Below are 20,618 nucleotides of genomic sequence, written 5' to 3' on the forward strand. Positions count from 1 at the left end.
ATTTTCAATAATTAGTATTCTAGCACGCTTTATTTCTCTACGCCAAACTCAACCTCATTCGCCCAATGTTCCTTCCAGTCCGGATGGAATGCTCTGGAGTTTTTCTTCGAAACGCTTCGGCCGCGTGCTAATTCCATACAAGCAGCCCCGGCGCCATCATCGTTGATACGCGCAGAGAATTTAATTTTATCGCCTTTATCAATGGCTTTCTTCACATCCGGTATTTCGGACCATGGAATAGCACATTCATAATACAATGTATTACCTTCACGTGTAGTAATCAGTTTTCCATCTTTTACGGCTCCGTCAAAGGAAGATTTGGGCTGGCGAGGATAGAAGTGTTTTCGCGGCATACCCGGAACAAGCATTCTCCATATTTCAAAACCACCGCCATATTCGGGAGCAACAGTATTCAAAGCGTATTCATAATCTGTACATTTATAACCGATGTAACGCGGCATAGTACCTTTCGTTTCAGCTTCCATACCATCTTCGCCGATTGGAATTACATTGAAAGCAATCAGTATATTATCTGTTGCTATCCCATTGGTGCCATCCGGTAATGTAGGTCTTTTACGGTAAGTGAAACGACGTACCTGCTCGGGCCATACCAAAGGAACCAAATCATCTTGAGAGACAACATGGCAAGTAACATCTTGAGGCAAAGAAGAATCTGAACCGATAAGATAGTATCCTAATTGCCCATATTTACCCAGCCAGTTTCCGACAGTATCAAAATCACGGTTTACAAGTTTCGCTGAAGCACCGGCATTACCCGAATTAACAACATTGTCCGATGAGTCAAAAAAGATACCTGATAATTTTGTTGTGTACCACCAACCATAAGATGAACAACGTATGCGCACATTACCACATAAATCCAATGTCAGATAAGTACCATTCCATAGTTTGTCTATCTTGGTAGAAAGTAATTCTTTGCCACTGTCTTTATCATAAACAGTAACAGACAAGCCATTCTGATTTATACTTGGGAAATAAAAAGAAGTGCGGGTATATTTATCTTTCGGCAAATGAATATCCATACCCATCGACAGAGTAGTAGATGTATTTTCCATATAATTCATCATACGTCCTTTTGCCGAAGGCAATTGCAGTGCTTTTTGATCTGATTCTGCCGCAGGCTGCGTTACTATGGTAGAATGCATGGCATATATGGTCTGCATATAAGCTGTGTCAGGATAGAAATAATCATCATCATTGCGAGTCTCAAATCTCAATGTTCCTTTATTGGGAGTTTTATCCGCAACTTTTGCTGCAAAGTAGAAATAATCGTCATCGTAAGCCAGGTAGGTATGCGCCAATCCTTCCGCATTACTATCAAACTTTTGATATGGATACCATGCAGCTTCCGTCAAAGAAATGCTGGCCTTGGAAGAACCTTCTATCGTTTGTGAAATCATGTTTTGCCAGTCATTCAGATTACCATCTATCTTTATCGTTTTCTTTGCAATATAATTGACATGCATATTTTCCCAATGCACGGCGAATCCATCTTTTCCTGCATCGAAATGAACTTCAAGCGGATAGTTATTGTCCACACTGGCAGTTCCGTTTGTCACTTTCGCTCTGATAGTTTTTGTCTCATTGGGCTTAAACGATACATTCTGCGGATAAGATATATCCAGATTACCGATAGAAACAGATAATACACCTTTTACCGGACGATTGAGGATATTGGTCAGTTGAAGTTCCATTTCCGGTTTGCTGGCAATGGGAGCTGTAAAGTCTTTCGCTATTATTTCGATAGGTTCATACCCCACAATATCCGCCTTACTAATGGCCGAAACAAGTTTGTCAAAGGCTCCCTTCTCACCATTTACACGCATATAATATCCCTGATAATTAAGAGGAATTTCGTAGATTCCATTTTTAGGAGCAATGGCATTTCCATAAAAATCATAAAGCAGAAAAGAGGGATTGGCTTTCAGTATCATTTTCCCGTCTGTGATGGGATAGTATGTATTGAGTTCGTTTTCTATCTTTTTACGTTCAGCACTATTCGCTGGTAATGTTTTTAATTGATGATGCAAATCGACTTTTTTTCTCGCTTCGCTTAAGCTACGCACATTTCTGAAAAGAATATTCTCTGCACCGAATGCTTCACCCAAATCTCCGGCAATCACAATTGTTCCGTCGTCTTTCTTATTTTCGTATCCGTCAAAGATCATTACCCAAGGCAACCCATTTTTAAAAAGAAGCCTGTTAAACTCCCGTTCTCCGATCATACTTTGTGCTGCTCCCACAGCAGCTGCTGCAGACCATGTATTGTGGAGTTTAGGCATTGTCTCCTTTCCTTTTTCAGTACGGACTTCCATACTACGCACTGACCGGTTCGGATCCCCGGAATACATATAACCTCCAAATATCCCCATCGATCTGTCATATCCGGCGGAACGGTTGGCTGCAATGACAAGTCCTACACGGTCGTCGGTATTCCCTACCCAACTTTCGGTATCCCATATTTTCACACGTCCCTTGTTATCCTTGCGCTTATTCCATTCAGGATATAATACTGGCGCCTCCATACCTTGATAGTGAATGGAGAGAAAATCAAAGATAGGTAACATATCCATTGTTCCATCGGCAAAGAATTTATCCAACGCATTCGAATTAGAGTCACCTCCTCCCACAAGAACATCTATGTCTTTCTCCCGGGCTTCAATCACCGCTTCAGCCATTTTCGTATATATCTCTTTATATCTTATCATATCAGCCTGCCAACCGGATATGGAAGTTCCTTCCCACGGTTCGTTCCACAAACAAACAGCTGTTACCGGCCCTTTAGGCCAGCCAAAATCAATACATAATTCTTTTACGAATTTCTTAAAGTCTTCATCCAATTCGGGAAGCCATACTAAATCCTGTTTCGTATGAAGAAATTTCCCATTCTCATCCAAATGCGGCCTGGTAGTACCCAAAGGCATGGACTGTGCCATACGTCCCTCACCAAACATGAGCATAACAGTGATATTATTATCCATGAAATCCTTCATCAATTTCTTTAATTCTTGTCGGAATCCTTGATAATCGGGATTATCAGGTGATACGAAAGGAATACCGTAGCGAATGGACTGAACACCTACTCTATTCAAAAAATCCACTCCCAAGTAATCCAAAGATTGTTTGGGATATTGCATTTTCACTAATGACGGTTTCATGCTATAGGCAAAACTTGTACCCAATCGACGCCCGTACTTTCCAAGATCAAACACAACGGCATATCCTCCAAAATCCTTTATATCGTCTACCGATACAGACGTATTGACATAGCCATTCGGCAAAATTGATAAGTGAACAGGAATCACCTTCTCATAATCAAGCTTAATCATCTGGGGCAGCCAAATATCATTGGGGATTCCTTTCGTTCCATAACGAAAGACGTGTACTTTCGCATCTATATCTATTGATTGTGATGTGTTGTTAATCAACTGAAACTTGAGGCGGATATCATCTCCCGGCCAAAAAACATTAGCAGGAGCAGACGATTCTATCAGATTTACATCGAAATCATAAAATCTTAGTCCATTTTTTACACCCATTATTTCTTCGTAGCCTACCCAATTCTGGGGGTCCTTCATTTGTGCTGTTAATGTCGAGACAGTCATGAAAGATAAAGCTATTAGTACAAGTATCTTTTTCATAATATTATATTTGTTTTTTACATCAGTTATTTGGTGTCTTCATCCATCATCCGCTGCGCTTCTATACCTGCAAATATGACGGCAAATGACCCATGCGTATCATTGTCGAAAAATGGACGGTTCATATAATAGTTCACATCTTCGGTACACATGGTTCCTATACAGATATTATGTACCGTTCCATCGTCTTCGATTTCGGATGACACTGCATCCCATCCTTTCAATGCAATTGGCATGAACTTTTTCTTATCCAGCCAGCCATACCTGATACCACGTATTATACCCATTGTAAATATAGCCGTACCCGAAACTTCCTTGGGAGAATCGCTACGATCGATTACATTATGCCAGAATCCGTCAGGACTCTGATATTTTATCAGAGAATAGACAAAAGTCTGATATTGCTTGAGTATTGCTTTGTATTTGGGATGATTCTTAGGCAATGCCATTAATACGTCAGACATAGCCCAGATAGCCCACCCGTTGGCACGTGCCCAATGAGGGAGTTTAACATCAGGACGTGATGTATAATTGGCATGCATATAAAGACGAGTGTCTTTATTCCATACGTGTTTCGTAAAGTCTATGATCTGATTGGCTGCATCATCGAAAAATATTTTTCGCAACTCCAGTGAATCGCTGTATAATCCAGCTTGTATCAAGAAAGGAATACCCATAAACATATCATCTACCCATACAGTATATTTTTCCGGCGTATCACGGGTGTAGTTGGTCATTCCTTCACTTCTGATTTGTCCGAAACGTGCATAATTTATCATTTTATCTATGTATGCCTGATAAATATCCCTATTTTTAAAATCCTTATCCATACGCAAACGGTATAGAATGGGAAGTGAGGGAGCTAATGTAAAATCAAGCAATGTGGAGTTAATCACCATTGCATTGGCTGAATTATATGCCCGCAAATGATTGACTTGATAGTCCACAAATGGCATGCCTTCCATCTGATAGTCGCAGAAGTCAGTTGCCCATTGGGTATATTGATGTGCTCCGGTCAATTCACCAAGTTGCTGCATAGCCCAGGCAACACCTCCATTATGGTAATTCCATTGATAAGTAGTTCCCCAAACTTCGGGATCTATCATTTCTCCGAGTACTTCTATTTTAGGAATTGTCCAAGTCACCGGACCATGAAGTCCTTTATACATATATCCAAATTTAAATTCCTGTTCCGGTTCATGCACTACGTCAATGCCACCTTGAAAAGGTCCGATAATGAGCCAGTTGGTAAGATCGGATACTTGTTTATCAACATGATTCAAATTTGTTAATCCTATTTGAGGATAACTTCGGGCAGTGGATAAAACAGCATCATTATCACTGGGTGGTTGTAAGAACACACACCATTCTTTGCCAAAAGTAGCCGACTTAATCAACACATTGTTATTACCACTTTTCAACGGAAGCAAAAATGAAGAAGTCATTTTCATACTTCGTTCCCCCCGGTTTATCTTAATATCCCGTTTCCCTTTATTTTCATAAACCAATTGTCCGTTACACCAGATTTTACAAGCATCGTTATGCTCCGTTTCTACACGTATGGTGGTATCACGTGGAAACGACAGCTGTGTATAGGCATAGGCCACAGCTTCTTGTCCCACCCCAAAGGTACGTCCAAAATCCACAAAGTTTAACGTGTTGAAAGAAGTACTACACGAAGCAAGTCCCAACTTGTAGGCAAAGGGAGTTTCTCTAATCAATTTATCACCAATCTTCTTTACTTTTTCTACAGGTGATTCTTTGCTTTGTTGAGGAAGAGCAGTACCTACCCCCAACAATGCAGATAATAACAAGCATATCCATTTCTTCTTTTTCATCGGATCATTTCAGATTATATAGATTTAGCTAACGTGTCCCAACAGGACAATGATAACAATTGCAAATCTATCCCAAATCATCCGCAACCCTGCAAACAAAAGGCCAAGAAAAGAGAGAAAAAGGTAAAACAAAATGTGAACAAAATATGAACAAAACAAGACAACCATCTATGTATAAGATGGTTGTAAGAAAAGAAAGTGCTATTATCTTTTATCCGGATCGAAATTTTCTTCATATACAACCTTACCGTCAAGATTGGAAACTTTCACATAATCTACAGCACCACATCCCTTAAATCTTAACGTAAGTTCATTGGCATATCCTAAAGGTTCTTTATAATCCATTCCTAACACTTCTTCTCCATCTACGTAGAAGGTAGTTTTCTTATTCACTACTTTGATAGTCATGACGTGCCATTCGGAAGAGTTGAAATTAAACCGGCTTAAGTTGTACTCATCTCCCTTAATTGTATTTTCTCCACTGATGAATTTGATATATGCATATCCGTTTTCATTCATGGCAAAGCCATGCATAGCTGTATCCGAATGTATATACATGATAATATCCGAGCAAGGAACTGCATTCTCCTGTTTTGAATTGCGGACGCGTGCCTCGTATATGAAATTATCTCCGTCTATCAACTTTTCTTTATAAAACACATAGCTGACAAACATGTGATTAGTATGCGCCTCTTGTGGGACATTTTCTATAGGCAAACTTACATATCCCGAATCATTGTAAGCCTGCTCCATCGGAAAAACCCGAAATATTTTCTTTCTTTCTTCACGGACGAAAACCGACCACCCCGTCTTACGGCACTCCACCGGAATGGTCTTTATAATTCTATCTTTATACTTCAGATGACAGAATGCTTCACCTTCATATATATAGGTAGCATTTATCTTATCTATATTTTCATTTAGTTTTCTTTCGGATATATCTCCATTCGCTTCTTCATACATAACAGTAATATCTTCAAATAATGAAGCTGGTATATGATAAGAGAATGTAACTGTAAGCGGACAAATTCCTTTTACTTGCGAAGTGGTAAATTCTATTTTTGAGAGCAGATACTCCACATACATATCTTTCAACTTATACGTATACAACATATATCCACCTATTATCAATAATAGTATAATAGCAAAATTTACATACCATTTATTTTTCTTATAGATACGATTCGATACTTCTTCCGGATCTTTCGTCACTTTATTCGGAGCTTTTTCTAACTGGGAACTATCTGCTTTTTTGTCTGTGTCATTTGTATGTTCCTTCGTTTCTTCAACAACGTCTTCTGTCTGAATATTGGTAGTCTCTTCCTTCTTCGTTTTCTTCATTACAAAGTCAGTATACCCCGAATAACCTAAAAAACGACACAAAGCATCTTTTGTCGCCAACTGCGGATTACCTGTCTTCTGTTGAAAAAATCGTTTAAGTGTGTTAGCATTTACATCGATCTTCGTTGTTTCGAAGATCATATTTTCCAGTGTTTTAAATTGATTTAAGTCCCAGGACTCGGAAGAACCCCACGACTCTAATAAAATATTATATTCTTTTATTATTTCCTTTATGTACCTTTTGTCCTTATATTCGTCCATCATTTATATCAAAATTAAACACGAACCAATTAGTTAGAAATAAAAATCCGCTGTGAAAATACAAATAAAATCTAGTAATTGTCAAGCATAAAGTGGTTTATTTGCGTTTTGTCCAGATTTTGTTTTCATTTTATTCTCTTTTTTATTCAACTTCATCAATCCTATCCTATACTTTTGCAGTAAAGAATTTATTTAATACTAATTTCAAATACAATGAAAAAATACTTCTCCGCATTATTAATCATACTGCTTTCGAGCTTTACAACTGCTCCCCGTATAGTATGGTTAGATGAATTAGATCTCTCTAACGTCGATCAATCTGCAGGTAAAGCAATAGCCAATCAATCAATGTGGAAAACACCACTTTCTATCGCCGGAGAAAAATTTGACCGGGGTGTAGGTACACATGCCGCAAGCGTATTCCGCATAAAACTTGACGGCAAAACAGTCTCCTTCAAGGCATCTGCAGGGATAGATGATTCCGCACCCGAACACGAATTAAAACAAGCCAGTGCCGAATTTATAATTTTAGGAGATGGCAAAATCATCTGGCGAAGTGGAATCATGCATGCAGGAGAAAAAGCAAAACAAATAGATATTTCTGTTAAGGGTATAAAATCTCTAATCTTACGTGTCGATCATGCAGGAGATGGAATAGCCGGAGATCGCACCAACTGGGTAAATGCCAGGTTTGAAGTGAAAGGTGCCGATCCTGTTTCGGTAAAAAAAGAACGTGAACAGGAATACATCCTAACTCCTGCTGTGGCAAGGCAGCCTATGATTAATGCTCCTTATATATATGGTGCCCGCCCGGGAAATCCATTTCTGTTTACAGTACCTGTTTCAGGAGAAAGACCACTAAATATAACTGCAACTAATTTACCCGAAGGATTATCCATCGATAGCAATACCGGCATTATTACAGGAAAAGCGATAAATCCGGGAACCTATACTGTTCATATCTCCGCTAAAAATCAATATGGAGAAACTACTAAAGACTTAACTCTTGAAATCGGGGAAAAGATAAGTCTGACTCCTCCTATGGGCTGGAATAGCTGGAACATTTTCGGAGCAGACATTGATGACAAGAAAATAAGAAGGATGGCCGACCGCATGGTAGAACTGGGACTCGTCAATTATGGATATGCTTATATAAATATCGATGATGGATGGCAAGGCGTACGTGGAGGAAAATACAATGCAATAATGCCGAACGATAAATTTCCTGATATGAAAGGTCTTGTTGATTATGTACATAGTAAAGGTCTCAAAATAGGAATATATTCTTCTCCGTGGGTACAAACTTTTGCCGGATACATTGGCAGCAGTGCTGATACACGTAATGGTAAAGTTGTCAATTCAAGCCGCAGATATGGAGAATTTTCATTTGCTAAAAATGACGTAAAGCAATGGGCAGAATGGGGATTCGATTATATTAAGTACGACTGGGTAACTAATGATATAGCCCATACAGCAGAACTATCATATCTTTTACGCCAATCGGGAAGAGATATTCTATATAGCATCTCCAATGCTGCCCCATTTGAACTGGCAGAAGACTGGAGCAATCTAACAAATGTCTGGCGGACAACAGGAGATATTTATGATTCCTGGTGTAGTATGACTACCATAGGTTTCCTTCAGGATAAGTGGCAACCATTTGCCAAACCAGGCAGTTGGAATGACCCGGATATGCTCATTGTAGGAAAGGTTGGCTGGGGAAAAAATATACATTCTACACATTTATCTCCTGATGAACAATATACTCATATCACTTTATGGAGTATTCTAGCGGCGCCTTTACTGATAGGATGCGATCTGGAACAGATGGATGATTTTACAATGAATCTATTAAGTAACAGAGAAGTAATAGCCATTAACCAAGATATTGCCGGTATACAAGGTAGCAGAGTATATGCTGATAATAATAAAGAAATTGAAGTATGGAGTAAACCATTAAAAGATGGTTCCATAGCAGTCGGATTATTCAATCTATCCGATAATAAACAGGACATATCTATTTTCTGGGATCAACTGAATATTCAAGGTAAACAGAAAGTGCGTAATCTTTGGGAGCAAAAGGATAAAGGAGTTTATATAAATAAATACCAATCTGACGTACCTTCACATGGTGTACTTTTCATAAAAATAGAACCTGTGAAATAAAACAACTTGATATGATTGGCAGGTAAAGACAAACTAATAAAATGTGTTGTGTTAGTGTTGATAGTGAAGAACAAACAGATTTGAATTACACATTCAATACTTATTAACCGACTTTATTAACCGGAGTTAGTAAAGTCGGGGTATAACCTTCCTTATTCTGAATTTACCAACATTTATTCTGCTTTTACAGGACGTACATAAACAATATGTAAGAGCTATAGATGCTACTTGCAGGAACTATAGATCCAATGTACAGCGCATATATGTCCAACACGCAGGATATATATCTCCTGTAAACAGTATCTATATATCCTGCAAAGAGTATAATTACATCATTTGGATTCTATACTTATAAACAATCACACCTCTATTGATTATTAAACAATTAACTATGATATAAACCAGTTATAAACGACTTATTAACCAACTGGATTTATGCTATTAACGTAACTTTTTGAACAAATCCCAAATCACAATACCGGTAGTTACGGAAACATTCAAAGAGTGTTTCGTTCCGTATTGAGGAATCTCTATACAGCCATCCGAATGGTCAATAACCTCCTGCTGTACCCCTTTCACTTCGTTTCCCATTACGATAGCGTACTTCTTGGTTTTATCCAGCTGAAGTTCATCAAGCATGATGCTTCCTTCCGCCTGTTCTACAGAATAAACGATATACCCTTCGTTTTTGAGGTTATCAACAACATCAACAGCGTTATTAACATACTTCCAGTCGACAGTGAACTCTGCCCCCAGTGCAGTCTTATGCATTTCAGGGTGTGGAGGAGTGGCCGTTATACCACACAGATAGATACATTCAATACGGAAAGCATCCGAAGTACGGAACACAGAACCTATATTGTGCAAACTACGAATATCGTCCAGCACTACTACCAGAGGCAGTTTTTCAACTTGTTTAAACTCTTCGGCACTGATACGGTTCAGTTCTGTTATTTTCAGTTTACGCATACGTCTTTTCTTTTATTATGTTCTTGTCCACAAAGGTAATTCTTTTCAGTTAACAAGATGTTGATAACGGTTTAAAACCTGTCAAAACTATCGGCAAAGATTTTGAAAAATAATTCTTGCATTATTCAAAAGAAGGTATAAGAGGCCTTCGTTATGAACATTCCAAAAAACTAACCCAAAACTTTCTACACAGACATAAACATATTTTTCAGCACTTATCTGCCTGTTTATATCCATAAAGTTTTTAACTTTGCACTTTATCAACAGGGAGTTAATAGCAAACTCCTATTTGACGGCATTTAACAATGCTTTCATTGATAATGAAGCAAGTAGGATAGAATATCTTGTCCTTCACATCAGTTCATAACCAACTCATAAAACAGAAGTATGGACTAATAACTTATCCGGCAAGAAAAATCGTATTTATTTGCTAACATTATTAACAGGCTATCATCACTAACAAAGGATTTTTTTAAAAAGAAAGAAATAAGAATATTATTATGAATGAACTCATAAAGGCTATTAACGAGCTAAAGAAAGAAAAGAATGCAATCATTCTGGGACACTACTACCAGAAAGGGGAAATACAAGACATCGCCGATTACGTTGGCGACAGTTTGGCATTGGCTCAATGGGCAGCCAAAACGGAAGCGGACATTATTGTGATGTGTGGCGTTCACTTTATGGGGGAAACGGCAAAGGTGCTTTGTCCGGACAAGAAAGTGTTGGTACCCGACATGGCGGCAGGTTGTTCGTTGGCGGACAGTTGTCCGGCGGATCAGTTTGCACAGTTTGTCAAAGAACACCCGGGATACACCGTTATTTCGTACGTCAACACAACAGCTGCCGTGAAAGCAGTGACAGATGTGGTGGTGACTTCCACCAATGCGAAGCAGATCGTGGAAAGCTTCCCAAAAGATGAGAAAATAATCTTTGGTCCGGATAGGAATTTGGGTAATTATATCAACTCTGTTACGAACAGGAATATGTTGCTTTGGGACGGAGCCTGTCACGTGCATGAACAGTTCTCTGTTGAAAAGATTGTGGAATTGAAAGCGCAGCATCCGGAAGCGTTGGTCTTGGCACATCCCGAATGTAAGAGTACAGTATTGAAACTGGCTGATGTGGTAGGGTCTACGGCAGCATTGTTGAAGTATGCAGTGAATCATCCGGAAAACACCTATATTGTGGCTACCGAATCGGGTATCTTGCATGAGATGCAGAAGAAGTGTCCGCAGACGACGTTTATCCCTGCTCCACCGAACGATAGTACGTGCGGATGTAACGAGTGTAGCTTCATGCGGTTGAATACGTTAGAGAAGCTCTATGAGTGTCTGAAGAATGAGTCACCGGAAATTACAGTAGATCCGGAGGTGGCAAAGAAGGCAGTGAAGCCGATTCAGCGGATGCTGGAGATTTCAGCTAAGTTGGGATTATAAAGAAATTTGGTTTCTATTATTGTTCTTGAATGAATAACAGTTAGAAACTGTCTTAAAATAATTCAATTCTTTAAAGATAAAAAAATCCTCTCGGTTAATAAACTGGGAGGATTTTTTATTGTTGATTATTGAATCAATTATTTTTTATTTGGATTCTTCCGAGCTTTGAAGCATCTGGAACAACTTATCCAGTTTCGGAGCCATGATAATTTCCGTACGGCGATTCTTACTTCTGCCTTCGGCTGTTTCATTATCATCCACAGGCATATATTCACCGCGACCACTAGGCTGAATCTGCAAAGGATTTACATTGTAATTCTTGATGAGGATACGAACTACGGAAGTGGCACGGATCACACTTAAATCCCAGTTATCTTTGAATTGTACAGTATTGATCGGTTTGTTATCCGTATGACCTTCGATAAATACATCAATGTCCGTCTGCTTGTTTAGTACTTCCGCCAGTTTGCCGAGAGCTTCCTCTCCGCGTTTATCCAGGCGGGCACTTCCTGATTGGAATAATAGTTTATCGGACATAGCTACATATACTTTTCCGTCTTTCTCACGAACGGTCAGCTCGTCGGTACTGAAACCAAGTAAGGCATCTTTTACATTGCTCAAAAGATTCTGTACCTTATCGTTTTGCGCTTTAATCATATCCTGCAACTCATTGATGGTACGTTCTCTTTCGTTCAGCTCGTTTTTCTTCTGGCTCAACAGGGCATTTAGTTTTTCCTGTTCAGTCATGTTGACATTCAGCATACTCTGATATTGGCGGATACTGTTTCCCATTTTGGTCGTATCACGCAAAAGGTTCTTGATTTGTGCCGACATTTGCGCGTTTATATTGCGGCAGTCGGTCAATAATCCTTGCAAACTATCTTTGCTTATAGTAGCTGCCATTTCTGCCTGCATGAACTTCTTTTTTGTTACACATGAAGTACATAACAGTAACGTAAGTAAAGTAAATAAAGTAATTTTCTTCATTGTGTTTTATATTTTAAGTGGGTATGTATAATTAGCTTTGCAGAAACTCACAAAGTTTCTGTACAGCCAGTGCACGATGGCTGATTTGGTTTTTTATATCATTTCCCAATTCGGCAAAAGTCCGGTCGTAGCCTTCAGGCTTAAATATAGGATCGTAGCCAAATCCGGAATCACCGCGTTTTTCTTTGATAATTTCGCCTTTTATCACTCCTTCAAAGAGATACTCCTTTCCGTCCAATATCAACGAAATAGCGGTGCGGAATTGCGCTTTACGGTTTTCCTTTCCTTCCAGTTCGTGAAGAAGTTTGAGCATATTAGCCTGGGCGTCATGTCCTTCACCTCCTGCATAGCGGGCGGAATAGACTCCGGGAGCTCCGTTCAAGGCTTCCACTTCCAATCCCGTATCATCGGCAAAACAATCCAGATGATAGTTTTTGTAGATATAGGAAGATTTTAATAACGCATTTCCTTCCAGTGTTTCAGCTGTTTCGGGAATATCTGTTTGGCAACTGATATCATTGAGACTTAGTAATTCCACTTGATCTCCTAAGATAGCGGCTACTTCTTCCAGTTTATGAGCGTTATTGGTAGCAAATACAAGTTTGCGTTTCATCATCTTATTTTTTGTTTTAACAAGGTTGTTCAATACTTTTCAACCAGTTATTATTTCACTTTTAGCTTATCGAATCCTTCGCCATACACGCCGATAACAGAACTTTGAGAGATAAAAGCATTCGGATCAATGCGTTTTACCAAACGGAAGATGTCGAGTGACTGACGTTTCTTGGCAAGTACTACCAATACTTTCACATTGTTTTTACTGTACCATCCCGTACCGTCGAGTACTGTTACTCCCCGGTCGGCATCTTTAATAATCCGGTCGGCTATTTCGTCATATTTCTTTGAGAAGATAAAGAATTGAACCGATTGACGGGCACTGTTGATAATCCAGTCGAGCACAACGCCGATGATAAACAGAGTGACAAAACCGAAAATAACCCGGCGCCAGTCATGAAATATAAAGTAACAGGAACTGATAATGAATACATCACAAATCATAATCATTCGTCCGAGTGATACATCTTTGTATTTATTGACGATAGCGGCGATAATATCTGTTCCACCCGTACTTCCATTGTAGTTGAAAGTGATACCCAGACCTACACCGCACATGGCTGCACCGATAATGCAGGCCATGAAATCCTGCCCTGTACCGAGTAACAACGGTTTACCGTCCGGCGTCATATCCGGCGCTTCTACATAATTGTTCACCACCAACTGGAATAACCAAAGCAGAAAAGTCAGTGTAAAAATAGCATAAGTGGTTTTTATACTAAATCTTGGACCTAATACCCGGATGGCAAAGGTCATCAGAACTGCATTAATAATGAAGTATGACCATTGGATTGGAAATCCCGTTGCATAATAGATAATAGCTCCGATACCGGTAGTTCCTCCGGTAGTTATCTGATAAGGTAACAGGAATGCAGCCCATCCCAAAGAATAGCTTATCAATCCGAGAGTGATGTAGATATAATCTTTCACTTCTCTCATTACTTCTGCTTTTGATAGTTTATGCATAGGATTTTAAGTAATAGGATTTTTAAAGTATTAAGTAATAAGTATTAAGTATTAAGTATTAACCTGGTGGATATATTGGGATAGCGGCTACGGATAATACTTAATACTTATTACTTAATACTTTAAATTACAACGTTTACAATCTTCTTCGGAACGACAATGATTTTCTTTGGAGTCTTGCCGTCAATCCACTTCTGCGAACGTTCGTCGGCCAATACCGCCGCCTGAATAACGTCCGAAGCTTCATCTGCTGCAAATTCCATATTGAAACGTGCCTTTCCGTTGAAAGAGATGGTATAGTTGACAGTATTTTCTTTCAGATATTCTTCATTGTATGCAGGCCATTGGGCGTCGCATACGGAAGTCTCGTGTCCCAATACGTCCCACAACTCTTCGCAGACATGCGGAGCGAAAGGAGCGAGCGTGATAACGAGCTGTTCCAGAATCTCTTTCTTGCTGCATTTAAGGTTGAAGAGTTCGTTTACGCAAATCATGAATGCGCTGATAGATGTATTATAAGAGAACTGTTCAATATCACCTGTCACCTTCTTAATCAATTTATGAAGGCTCTTCAATTCTTCTTTCGTTGCAGGTTCGTCTGTCACCAGATATTCGTCCGTGCGGCTGTAGAACAGCGACCAGAATTTGCGGATAAAACGGTGTACACCGTCGATTCCGTTTGTATCCCACGGTTTAGACTGTTCTACCGGGCCGAGGAACATTTCGTACATACGAAGTGTATCTGCACCGTATTTCTCAACAATCATATCCGGATTGACTACATTGAACATTGATTTACTCATCTTTTCAACTGCCCATCCGCAAACGTATTTTCCGTCTTCGAGGATAAACTCGGCTGTTTTATATTCAGGACGCCATGCTTTGAATGCTTCCAAATCCAAAATATCATTAGATACGATATTTACGTCTACGTGAATAGGGGTAACTTCGTACTGATCTTTCAGGTTCAGTGAAACGAAAGTATTGGTGTCTTTGATACGATATACAAAGTTACTGCGACCTTGAATCATTCCTTGGTTTACTAACTTTTGGAATGGCTCTTCCATTACAGACACATCCATGTCGTACAAGAATTTATTCCAGAAACGAGAGTAGATCAAGTGCCCTGTTGCATGTTCGGTACCACCTACATATAGGTCTACATTTTTCCAGTACTGGTCTATTTTCGGATCAACCAATGCCTTATTATTATGCGGGTCCATGTAGCGGAGATAGTAAGCCGAAGAACCGGCGAATCCCGGCATGGTGTTCAGTTCCAGCGGGAAGACGGTTACATGGTCAATCTTCTCATTTTCTACGACACATTTGTTTACTGTATCCCAAGCCCATTTAGTTGCGTGTCCTAATGGAGGTTCACCTGTTTCGGTAGGCAGGAATTTAGCGACTTCCGGAAGTTCAAGCGGCAGGCTGGCTTCGTCGATCATATAAGGCATTCCGTCTTTGTAGTAAACAGGGAACGGCTCACCCCAGTAACGCTGGCGGGAGAAGATAGCGTCACGCAGACGGTAGTTCACTTTCACACGGCCCAGATTGTGGTCTTTTACATATTTCTTGGTCGTTTCTATCGCTTCTTTGATAGTCAGTCCGTTCAGTGAAAGATCACAGTAAGGAGTGACATCCGGACGCGGAGAGTTACACACGATACCTTCTTTTGCATCGAAACTTTCTTCGCTAACATCACAACCTTCTACCAACGGACGGATTTCTAATCCGAAATGTTTGGCAAATGCATAGTCGCGGCTATCATGAGCAGGTACAGCCATAATAGCTCCTGTTCCGTATCCGGCCAGTACGTAATCGCTGATCCATACGGGTACTGCTTCACCTGTGAACGGATTGATGGCATACGAACCACTGAATACACCGGTAACGCTACGGTCGGCAATGCGTTCACGTTCCGTACGTTTTTTGGTACGGTCGAGGTAAGCGTCTACTTCTGCTTTTTGTTCAGGAGTCGTTAATTGTGCCACCAATTCACTTTCCGGAGCTAATACCATAAAAGTAACACCGAACATGGTATCTGCACGAGTGGTGAAAATTGTGAATTCGAGGTCACTGTCTTTTACTTTGAATTGCACTTCAGCACCTTCCGAACGTCCGATCCAGTTTCTTTGGGTTTCTTTCAGAGAATCTGTCCATTCGATCGTGTCCAATCCATCAAGCAAGCGTTGTGCATACGCAGATACACGCAAACACCATTGGCGCATTTTCTTCTGGATAACAGGAAAACCGCCACGTTCGCTGACTCCGTCTACTACCTCGTCGTTAGCCAGTACAGTTCCTAATTCGGCACACCAGTTTACCATTGTTTCACCCAGATAAGCGATACGATAGTTCATCAGGATTTCCTGCTTTTCTTTTTCGCTTTTGGCGTTCCATTCTTCGGCAGTGAAACTGATTTCTTCGCTGCAAGCGGCGTTCAGTCCTTTGTTTCCGTAGATGGCGAAGGCTTTTTCCAGTTCTTCGATAGGACGGGCTTGCTGTTCATCGTTGCAATAATAGCTGTTGAACATTTTTTGGAAGGCCCATTGCGTCCAGTGATAATATTCCGGGTCGCACGTGCGGATTTCACGGTTCCAATCGAAAGAGAAACCTATTTTGTCCAACTGCTCGCGATAGCGGTCGATATTGTTGACGGTAGTGATGGCAGGATGCTGTCCGGTTTGGATAGCATATTGTTCTGCCGGCAGACCGTAAGCGTCATATCCCATCGGGTTGAGTACATTGAAGCCCTGCAGTCGTTTGTAACGGGCGTAAATATCCGAAGCAATGTATCCCAGCGGATGACCTACGTGTAGGCCGGCTCCTGATGGATAAGGAAACATGTTTAGTACATAAAATTTTTGCTTCGAATCATCTTCCGTAACTTGGTAGGTTTTCTCTTCTACCCACCTTTTCTGCCACTTCTTTTCAATTTCTCTGAAATTGTACTCCATAGTGATAAAGTTTTTATTTATAGTGATTTATACTGTTATTTCTAATTCGAGGCACAAATTTACGTGTTTATTTTCAGATAACCACGCTTTCCCTATTGACTTTCTTCTTTTTATTTTGTATATTTGAGGTCAATAATAATAAAGAAATAACAATGAAATATATAAATTTTATTACATAAAGTTCAATAGGTTAATATGCGAATTGCATAACGAGGATAACGAATGGGCAAGAAACTGTGAAGGTTCTTGCCCATTTTTGTTGCAATAATTCTATTTTAGGTATTGAAAGTGTCAAAAAAGAGTTTATAATAAACTTGGATACCGTTTATAATAAGCCTCTTCGTTATTTATTAAAAACTTGAATAGAGTTTATTCGATTTCGAGGATTTCGTGTAAAGAAGAAAGAATGATTGCAATGAATAACTGGCATCTTCTTTTCTTATTTGGTAAATAATAGGTACAATAGGCTGAATGATTGTATTGATTATATTATTTTACAATATATCATTGTTTTGCTTGATAATCGATCATTCAATGTACAAAGCTCCTGTCGTCTGTTCAATCAGATCGGACTTATGAGTCAGTTCCGGATTGAATAGAAACCAGCATTGAGTCAAAAAAAATGCAGAAATCGTCTGTCATATCATATAATTCTGTAATTTTGTTGTGAAAGCCCTGTAAAACTAAAACAGCATTTCCAAGTTAATCTTTTAATACTAAAAAATACATATAAGTATGAAAATGAATCTGCATTGTTTTGAGAATCTTATCCCGATAATGATTCTCGCGCTTTTCTCGAATAGCGGACTGATAAACGCAACCGAGGTTGGAAAACGTACTGACCCATTGGAAGCATCAGCCTGGAACGAATCCAAATGGATTTCAGCAGTAGACGCCCCTGTAGTGAAAGGACATAACAACGGTCGTGCGGCCGATGGCGCGAGTTGGTTTGTGTCCACCGTGAAAAACGAACAGAAAATTGTCTCCGCCAAGTGGATGACTGCTGGACTGGGAGTTTACGAGTTGTATGTGAATGGGAAACCTGTAGGTGGGGAATTCCTGAAACCGGGCTTCACACACTATGCCAAGACCAAACGTTCTTTCACCTATGATATTACAGACGTTATCCATACCAAGCCAAACGCCGAGAACATGCTTTCCGTACAGGTGACGCCGGGATGGTGGGCTGATAAAATCATAACCCCCGGAGGACATGACGGCATGATAGGCAAGAAATGTGCCTTTCGCGGTGTACTGGAATTGACTTTTTCTGACGGAAGCAAGAAGCGCTACGGTACCGATCTCGAAAACTGGAAAGCCGGAATTGCCGGTCCGGTGAAACATGCCGGTATCTTTGACGGAGAAGAGTACGATGCACGCGAACCGATGGGCTTCGAATGTGTGAACAAACTCTCCATACCCGAAGAGAACACCGAATTTTCTGGCGACATTCTGCCTTCGGACGGAGCGGAAGTCTATCTGCGTACAGATCTTGCTCTTGCTCCTATCAGAGCATATATTTGGAAGAATATAGAAGGAGCGAAAGAGAACGAGTTCGGTAAGGTGATTATCGCCCGTGAGTTCGCATCGGGCAAGGAGATGACCGTAAGTCCGGGAGAGACGTTAGTGGTGGACTTCGGGCAAAACTGTGCCGGTGTACCCTCTTTCGTATTCAAAGCTGCCGAGGGAACAGTGTTGACCTGCCTTCCCGCAGAGTTGCTCAATGACGGCAACGGTGCTAAGATTCGTGGCATGGACGGTCCGGAAGGAAGTTGCCACCGCGAAAACCTGCGCATTCCCTACACTGGTATCCGCCTGGATTACACCTTTGCTGCCGGAGATAATTATGTGACCTACTACCCTCGTTGCACCTTCTTCGGCTACCGCTACGTCTCCATAACTGCCACCGGAAATGTCTCTATCAAGTCGTTGAAGTCCATCCCCGTTACTTCTATCACAAAGGAACTGGAAACCGGCACTATCACCACAGGCAACGACCTTGTGAACAAGCTCATCTCCAACACTTATTGGGGACAGCTATCCAACTACCTCTCCATACCTACCGACTGTCCGCAGCGCGACGAGCGTCTGGGCTGGACAGCAGACACACAAGTGTTTGCCGAAACCGGTACGTTCTTTGCTAACACCATGAAGTTCTTCCACAAGTGGATGCGTGATATGCGTGACACCCAAAACAGTTTGGGTGGATTCCCCGGAGTGGCTCCCTTGGCACAATACGGTGATGAGAAAATGCGTTTGGGTTGGGCCGATGCCGGAATCATCGTGCCTTGGACGGTATGGAAGCAATTCGGTGATACGCAAATTATTGAGGAGAGCTGGAACGCCATGGACCTGTTTATGAACCACATCAACGACACCAAATATAACCACGAGACCCTCTGCGGTGAGAACGGCAACTACCAATGGGCTGACTGGTTGAGCTACGAACCGCTGGAAAGTTGTAGCGGACTGGCTTTCTCTCCCCAAGGTCCGCTTCCCGATGCCGTCAGCTATTGGAACTATTTGAGCGCTTCCTATTGGGTGATAGATGCTTTCATGATGCGGGATATGGCTGCCGCCACCGGTCGCAATGCCTCCAAGTACCAACAAATGGCTGATTCAGCAAAGGCATACATCAAAGAGAACTTCCTCAACGAAGACGGCACCTTCAAAACCGCCATCCTCAACACCATGCAAACTCCTGCCTTGTTTGCCTTGAAGAACCAGCTTGTGGAAGGCGAAGCCAAAGCGAAGATGATAGACCGCCTGCGTGAAAACTTCGCACAGCACGATCTTTGCTTGCAGACCGGATTCTTGGGCACATCCATTCTCATGGCTACCCTCACGGAGAATGGCATGGAAGACATTGCCTATGAACTCCTCTTCCAACGTAAGAACCCAAGCTGGCTATACTCTGTGGACAATGGAGCCACCACCATTTGGGAACGGTGGAACAGCTATATGATAGACAAAGGAATGGGACCACGCGGTATGAACAGCTTCAATCATTATGCCTACGGATGCGTATGTGAATGGATTTGGGAAACTGTTGCCGGCATTGCAGCCGATCCTGCTACTCCCGGCTTCAAGCATATCATTATGAAGCCCATTCCAGACAAGCGATTGGGACACGTAACTGCCGAATACCGTTCCGCCGCCGGACTCATCAAGAGCGCCTGGAAATACGAAGGAGATACCTGGATTTGGGAATTCACCATTCCTAAGGGTGTTACCGCTACCGTAACCCTTCCCGGAGAGATGAAGTCAAAGGAGTATGGAAGTGGAACTTACAAGGTGACCAAATAGTTTTTCATGTAAGAATTTGATAGTAAGGAGATGTATCGAAACTCTCTTTTAACGTGATTACTCTCATTACAAATAGCTGTGATGAGGGTAATTCTTCATTTTTACAATATA

The 20,618-nt window shown here is 40.9% G+C and carries 11 protein-coding genes; 3 read left to right on the forward strand and 8 right to left on the reverse strand.

The genetic code is table 11. From position 1 onward, the window contains the following. Nucleotides 1–29: 29 nt before the first annotated feature. The 3 genes from NQ505_RS05060 to NQ505_RS05070 all read right to left on the reverse strand — a co-directional run bounded on the left by NQ505_RS05060 (nucleotide 30) and on the right by NQ505_RS05070 (nucleotide 6,982). Nucleotides 30–3,662: a hypothetical protein gene (locus NQ505_RS05060; protein WP_009001322.1), complete on the reverse strand. Its 3,633-nt coding sequence runs from the start codon at nucleotides 3,660–3,662 to the stop codon at nucleotides 30–32. 26 nt (nucleotides 3,663–3,688) lie between these two features. Continuing rightward, entirely contained in the window at nucleotides 3,689–5,500 is a 1,812-nt protein-coding gene (locus NQ505_RS05065; RefSeq protein WP_009001321.1) for a glycoside hydrolase family 105 protein, read from the reverse strand. Nucleotides 5,501–5,704: 204 nt separating this feature from the next. Next, nucleotides 5,705–6,982, reverse strand: coding sequence for a hypothetical protein (locus NQ505_RS05070; RefSeq protein WP_232293069.1), 1,278 nt, complete (start codon nucleotides 6,980–6,982; stop codon nucleotides 5,705–5,707). 333 nt (nucleotides 6,983–7,315) lie between these two features. On the opposite strand from NQ505_RS05070, the gene NQ505_RS05075 reads away from it, so the two are divergent. Further along, entirely contained in the window at nucleotides 7,316–9,268 is a 1,953-nt protein-coding gene (locus NQ505_RS05075) for an NPCBM/NEW2 domain-containing protein (RefSeq protein ID WP_004324134.1), read from the forward strand. A gap of 441 nt (nucleotides 9,269–9,709) precedes the next feature. On the opposite strand, the gene NQ505_RS05080 is transcribed toward NQ505_RS05075, so the two are convergent. After that, on the reverse strand, nucleotides 9,710–10,237 hold the full coding sequence (locus NQ505_RS05080; protein WP_004324133.1) for an RNA methyltransferase: 528 nt from the start codon (nucleotides 10,235–10,237) through the stop codon (nucleotides 9,710–9,712). Nucleotides 10,238–10,737: 500 nt separating this feature from the next. Between NQ505_RS05080 and nadA the strand changes: the two genes are divergently transcribed. Beyond that, complete coding sequence (gene nadA / locus NQ505_RS05085; protein WP_004324132.1) at nucleotides 10,738–11,676, forward strand: quinolinate synthase NadA; 939 nt, start codon at nucleotides 10,738–10,740, stop codon at nucleotides 11,674–11,676. A 144-nt stretch (nucleotides 11,677–11,820) separates the two neighbouring features. On the opposite strand, the gene NQ505_RS05090 is transcribed toward nadA, so the two are convergent. The 4 genes from NQ505_RS05090 to leuS form a co-directional block, all read right to left on the reverse strand. Beyond that, nucleotides 11,821–12,663 (reverse strand): flagellar motor protein MotB, encoded by an 843-nt coding sequence (locus NQ505_RS05090; RefSeq protein WP_004302804.1) that lies wholly within the window; start codon nucleotides 12,661–12,663, stop codon nucleotides 11,821–11,823. A 31-nt stretch (nucleotides 12,664–12,694) separates the two neighbouring features. Continuing rightward, complete coding sequence (locus NQ505_RS05095; protein ID WP_032851877.1) at nucleotides 12,695–13,276, reverse strand: non-canonical purine NTP diphosphatase; 582 nt, start codon at nucleotides 13,274–13,276, stop codon at nucleotides 12,695–12,697. Between the two features lie 50 nt (nucleotides 13,277–13,326). Further along, on the reverse strand, nucleotides 13,327–14,244 hold the full coding sequence (locus NQ505_RS05100) for a YitT family protein (RefSeq protein WP_004302802.1): 918 nt from the start codon (nucleotides 14,242–14,244) through the stop codon (nucleotides 13,327–13,329). 122 nt (nucleotides 14,245–14,366) lie between these two features. Then, on the reverse strand, nucleotides 14,367–17,201 hold the full coding sequence (leuS, locus tag NQ505_RS05105; RefSeq protein WP_009001319.1) for a leucine--tRNA ligase: 2,835 nt from the start codon (nucleotides 17,199–17,201) through the stop codon (nucleotides 14,367–14,369). Between the two features lie 735 nt (nucleotides 17,202–17,936). Between leuS and NQ505_RS05110 the strand changes: the two genes are divergently transcribed. Beyond that, nucleotides 17,937–20,507, forward strand: coding sequence for a family 78 glycoside hydrolase catalytic domain (locus NQ505_RS05110; RefSeq protein ID WP_009001318.1), 2,571 nt, complete (start codon nucleotides 17,937–17,939; stop codon nucleotides 20,505–20,507). The last annotated feature ends 111 nt before the right edge of the window (nucleotides 20,508–20,618 follow it).

The organism is Bacteroides sp. D2 (genome assembly GCF_025147085.1).
Lineage (GTDB): Bacteria > Bacteroidota > Bacteroidia > Bacteroidales > Bacteroidaceae > Bacteroides.

What these genes read in the sequence shown, in the direction of transcription:
- NQ505_RS05060 (WP_009001322.1), bottom strand. Translation starts at nt 3,662, where the DNA reads ATGAAAAAGATACTTGTACTAATAGCTTTATCTTTCATGACTGTCTCG.
- NQ505_RS05065 (WP_009001321.1), bottom strand. Translation starts at nt 5,500, where the DNA reads ATGAAAAAGAAGAAATGGATATGCTTGTTATTATCTGCATTGTTGGGG.
- NQ505_RS05070 (WP_232293069.1), bottom strand. Translation starts at nt 6,982, where the DNA reads ATGATCTTCGAAACAACGAAGATCGATGTAAATGCTAACACACTTAAA.
- NQ505_RS05075 (WP_004324134.1), top strand. Translation starts at nt 7,316, where the DNA reads ATGAAAAAATACTTCTCCGCATTATTAATCATACTGCTTTCGAGCTTT.
- NQ505_RS05080 (WP_004324133.1), bottom strand. Translation starts at nt 10,237, where the DNA reads ATGCGTAAACTGAAAATAACAGAACTGAACCGTATCAGTGCCGAAGAG.
- nadA (WP_004324132.1), top strand. Translation starts at nt 10,738, where the DNA reads ATGAATGAACTCATAAAGGCTATTAACGAGCTAAAGAAAGAAAAGAAT.
- NQ505_RS05090 (WP_004302804.1), bottom strand. Translation starts at nt 12,663, where the DNA reads ATGAAGAAAATTACTTTATTTACTTTACTTACGTTACTGTTATGTACT.
- NQ505_RS05095 (WP_032851877.1), bottom strand. Translation starts at nt 13,276, where the DNA reads ATGAAACGCAAACTTGTATTTGCTACCAATAACGCTCATAAACTGGAA.
- NQ505_RS05100 (WP_004302802.1), bottom strand. Translation starts at nt 14,244, where the DNA reads ATGCATAAACTATCAAAAGCAGAAGTAATGAGAGAAGTGAAAGATTAT.
- leuS (WP_009001319.1), bottom strand. Translation starts at nt 17,201, where the DNA reads ATGGAGTACAATTTCAGAGAAATTGAAAAGAAGTGGCAGAAAAGGTGG.
- NQ505_RS05110 (WP_009001318.1), top strand. Translation starts at nt 17,937, where the DNA reads ATGAAAATGAATCTGCATTGTTTTGAGAATCTTATCCCGATAATGATT.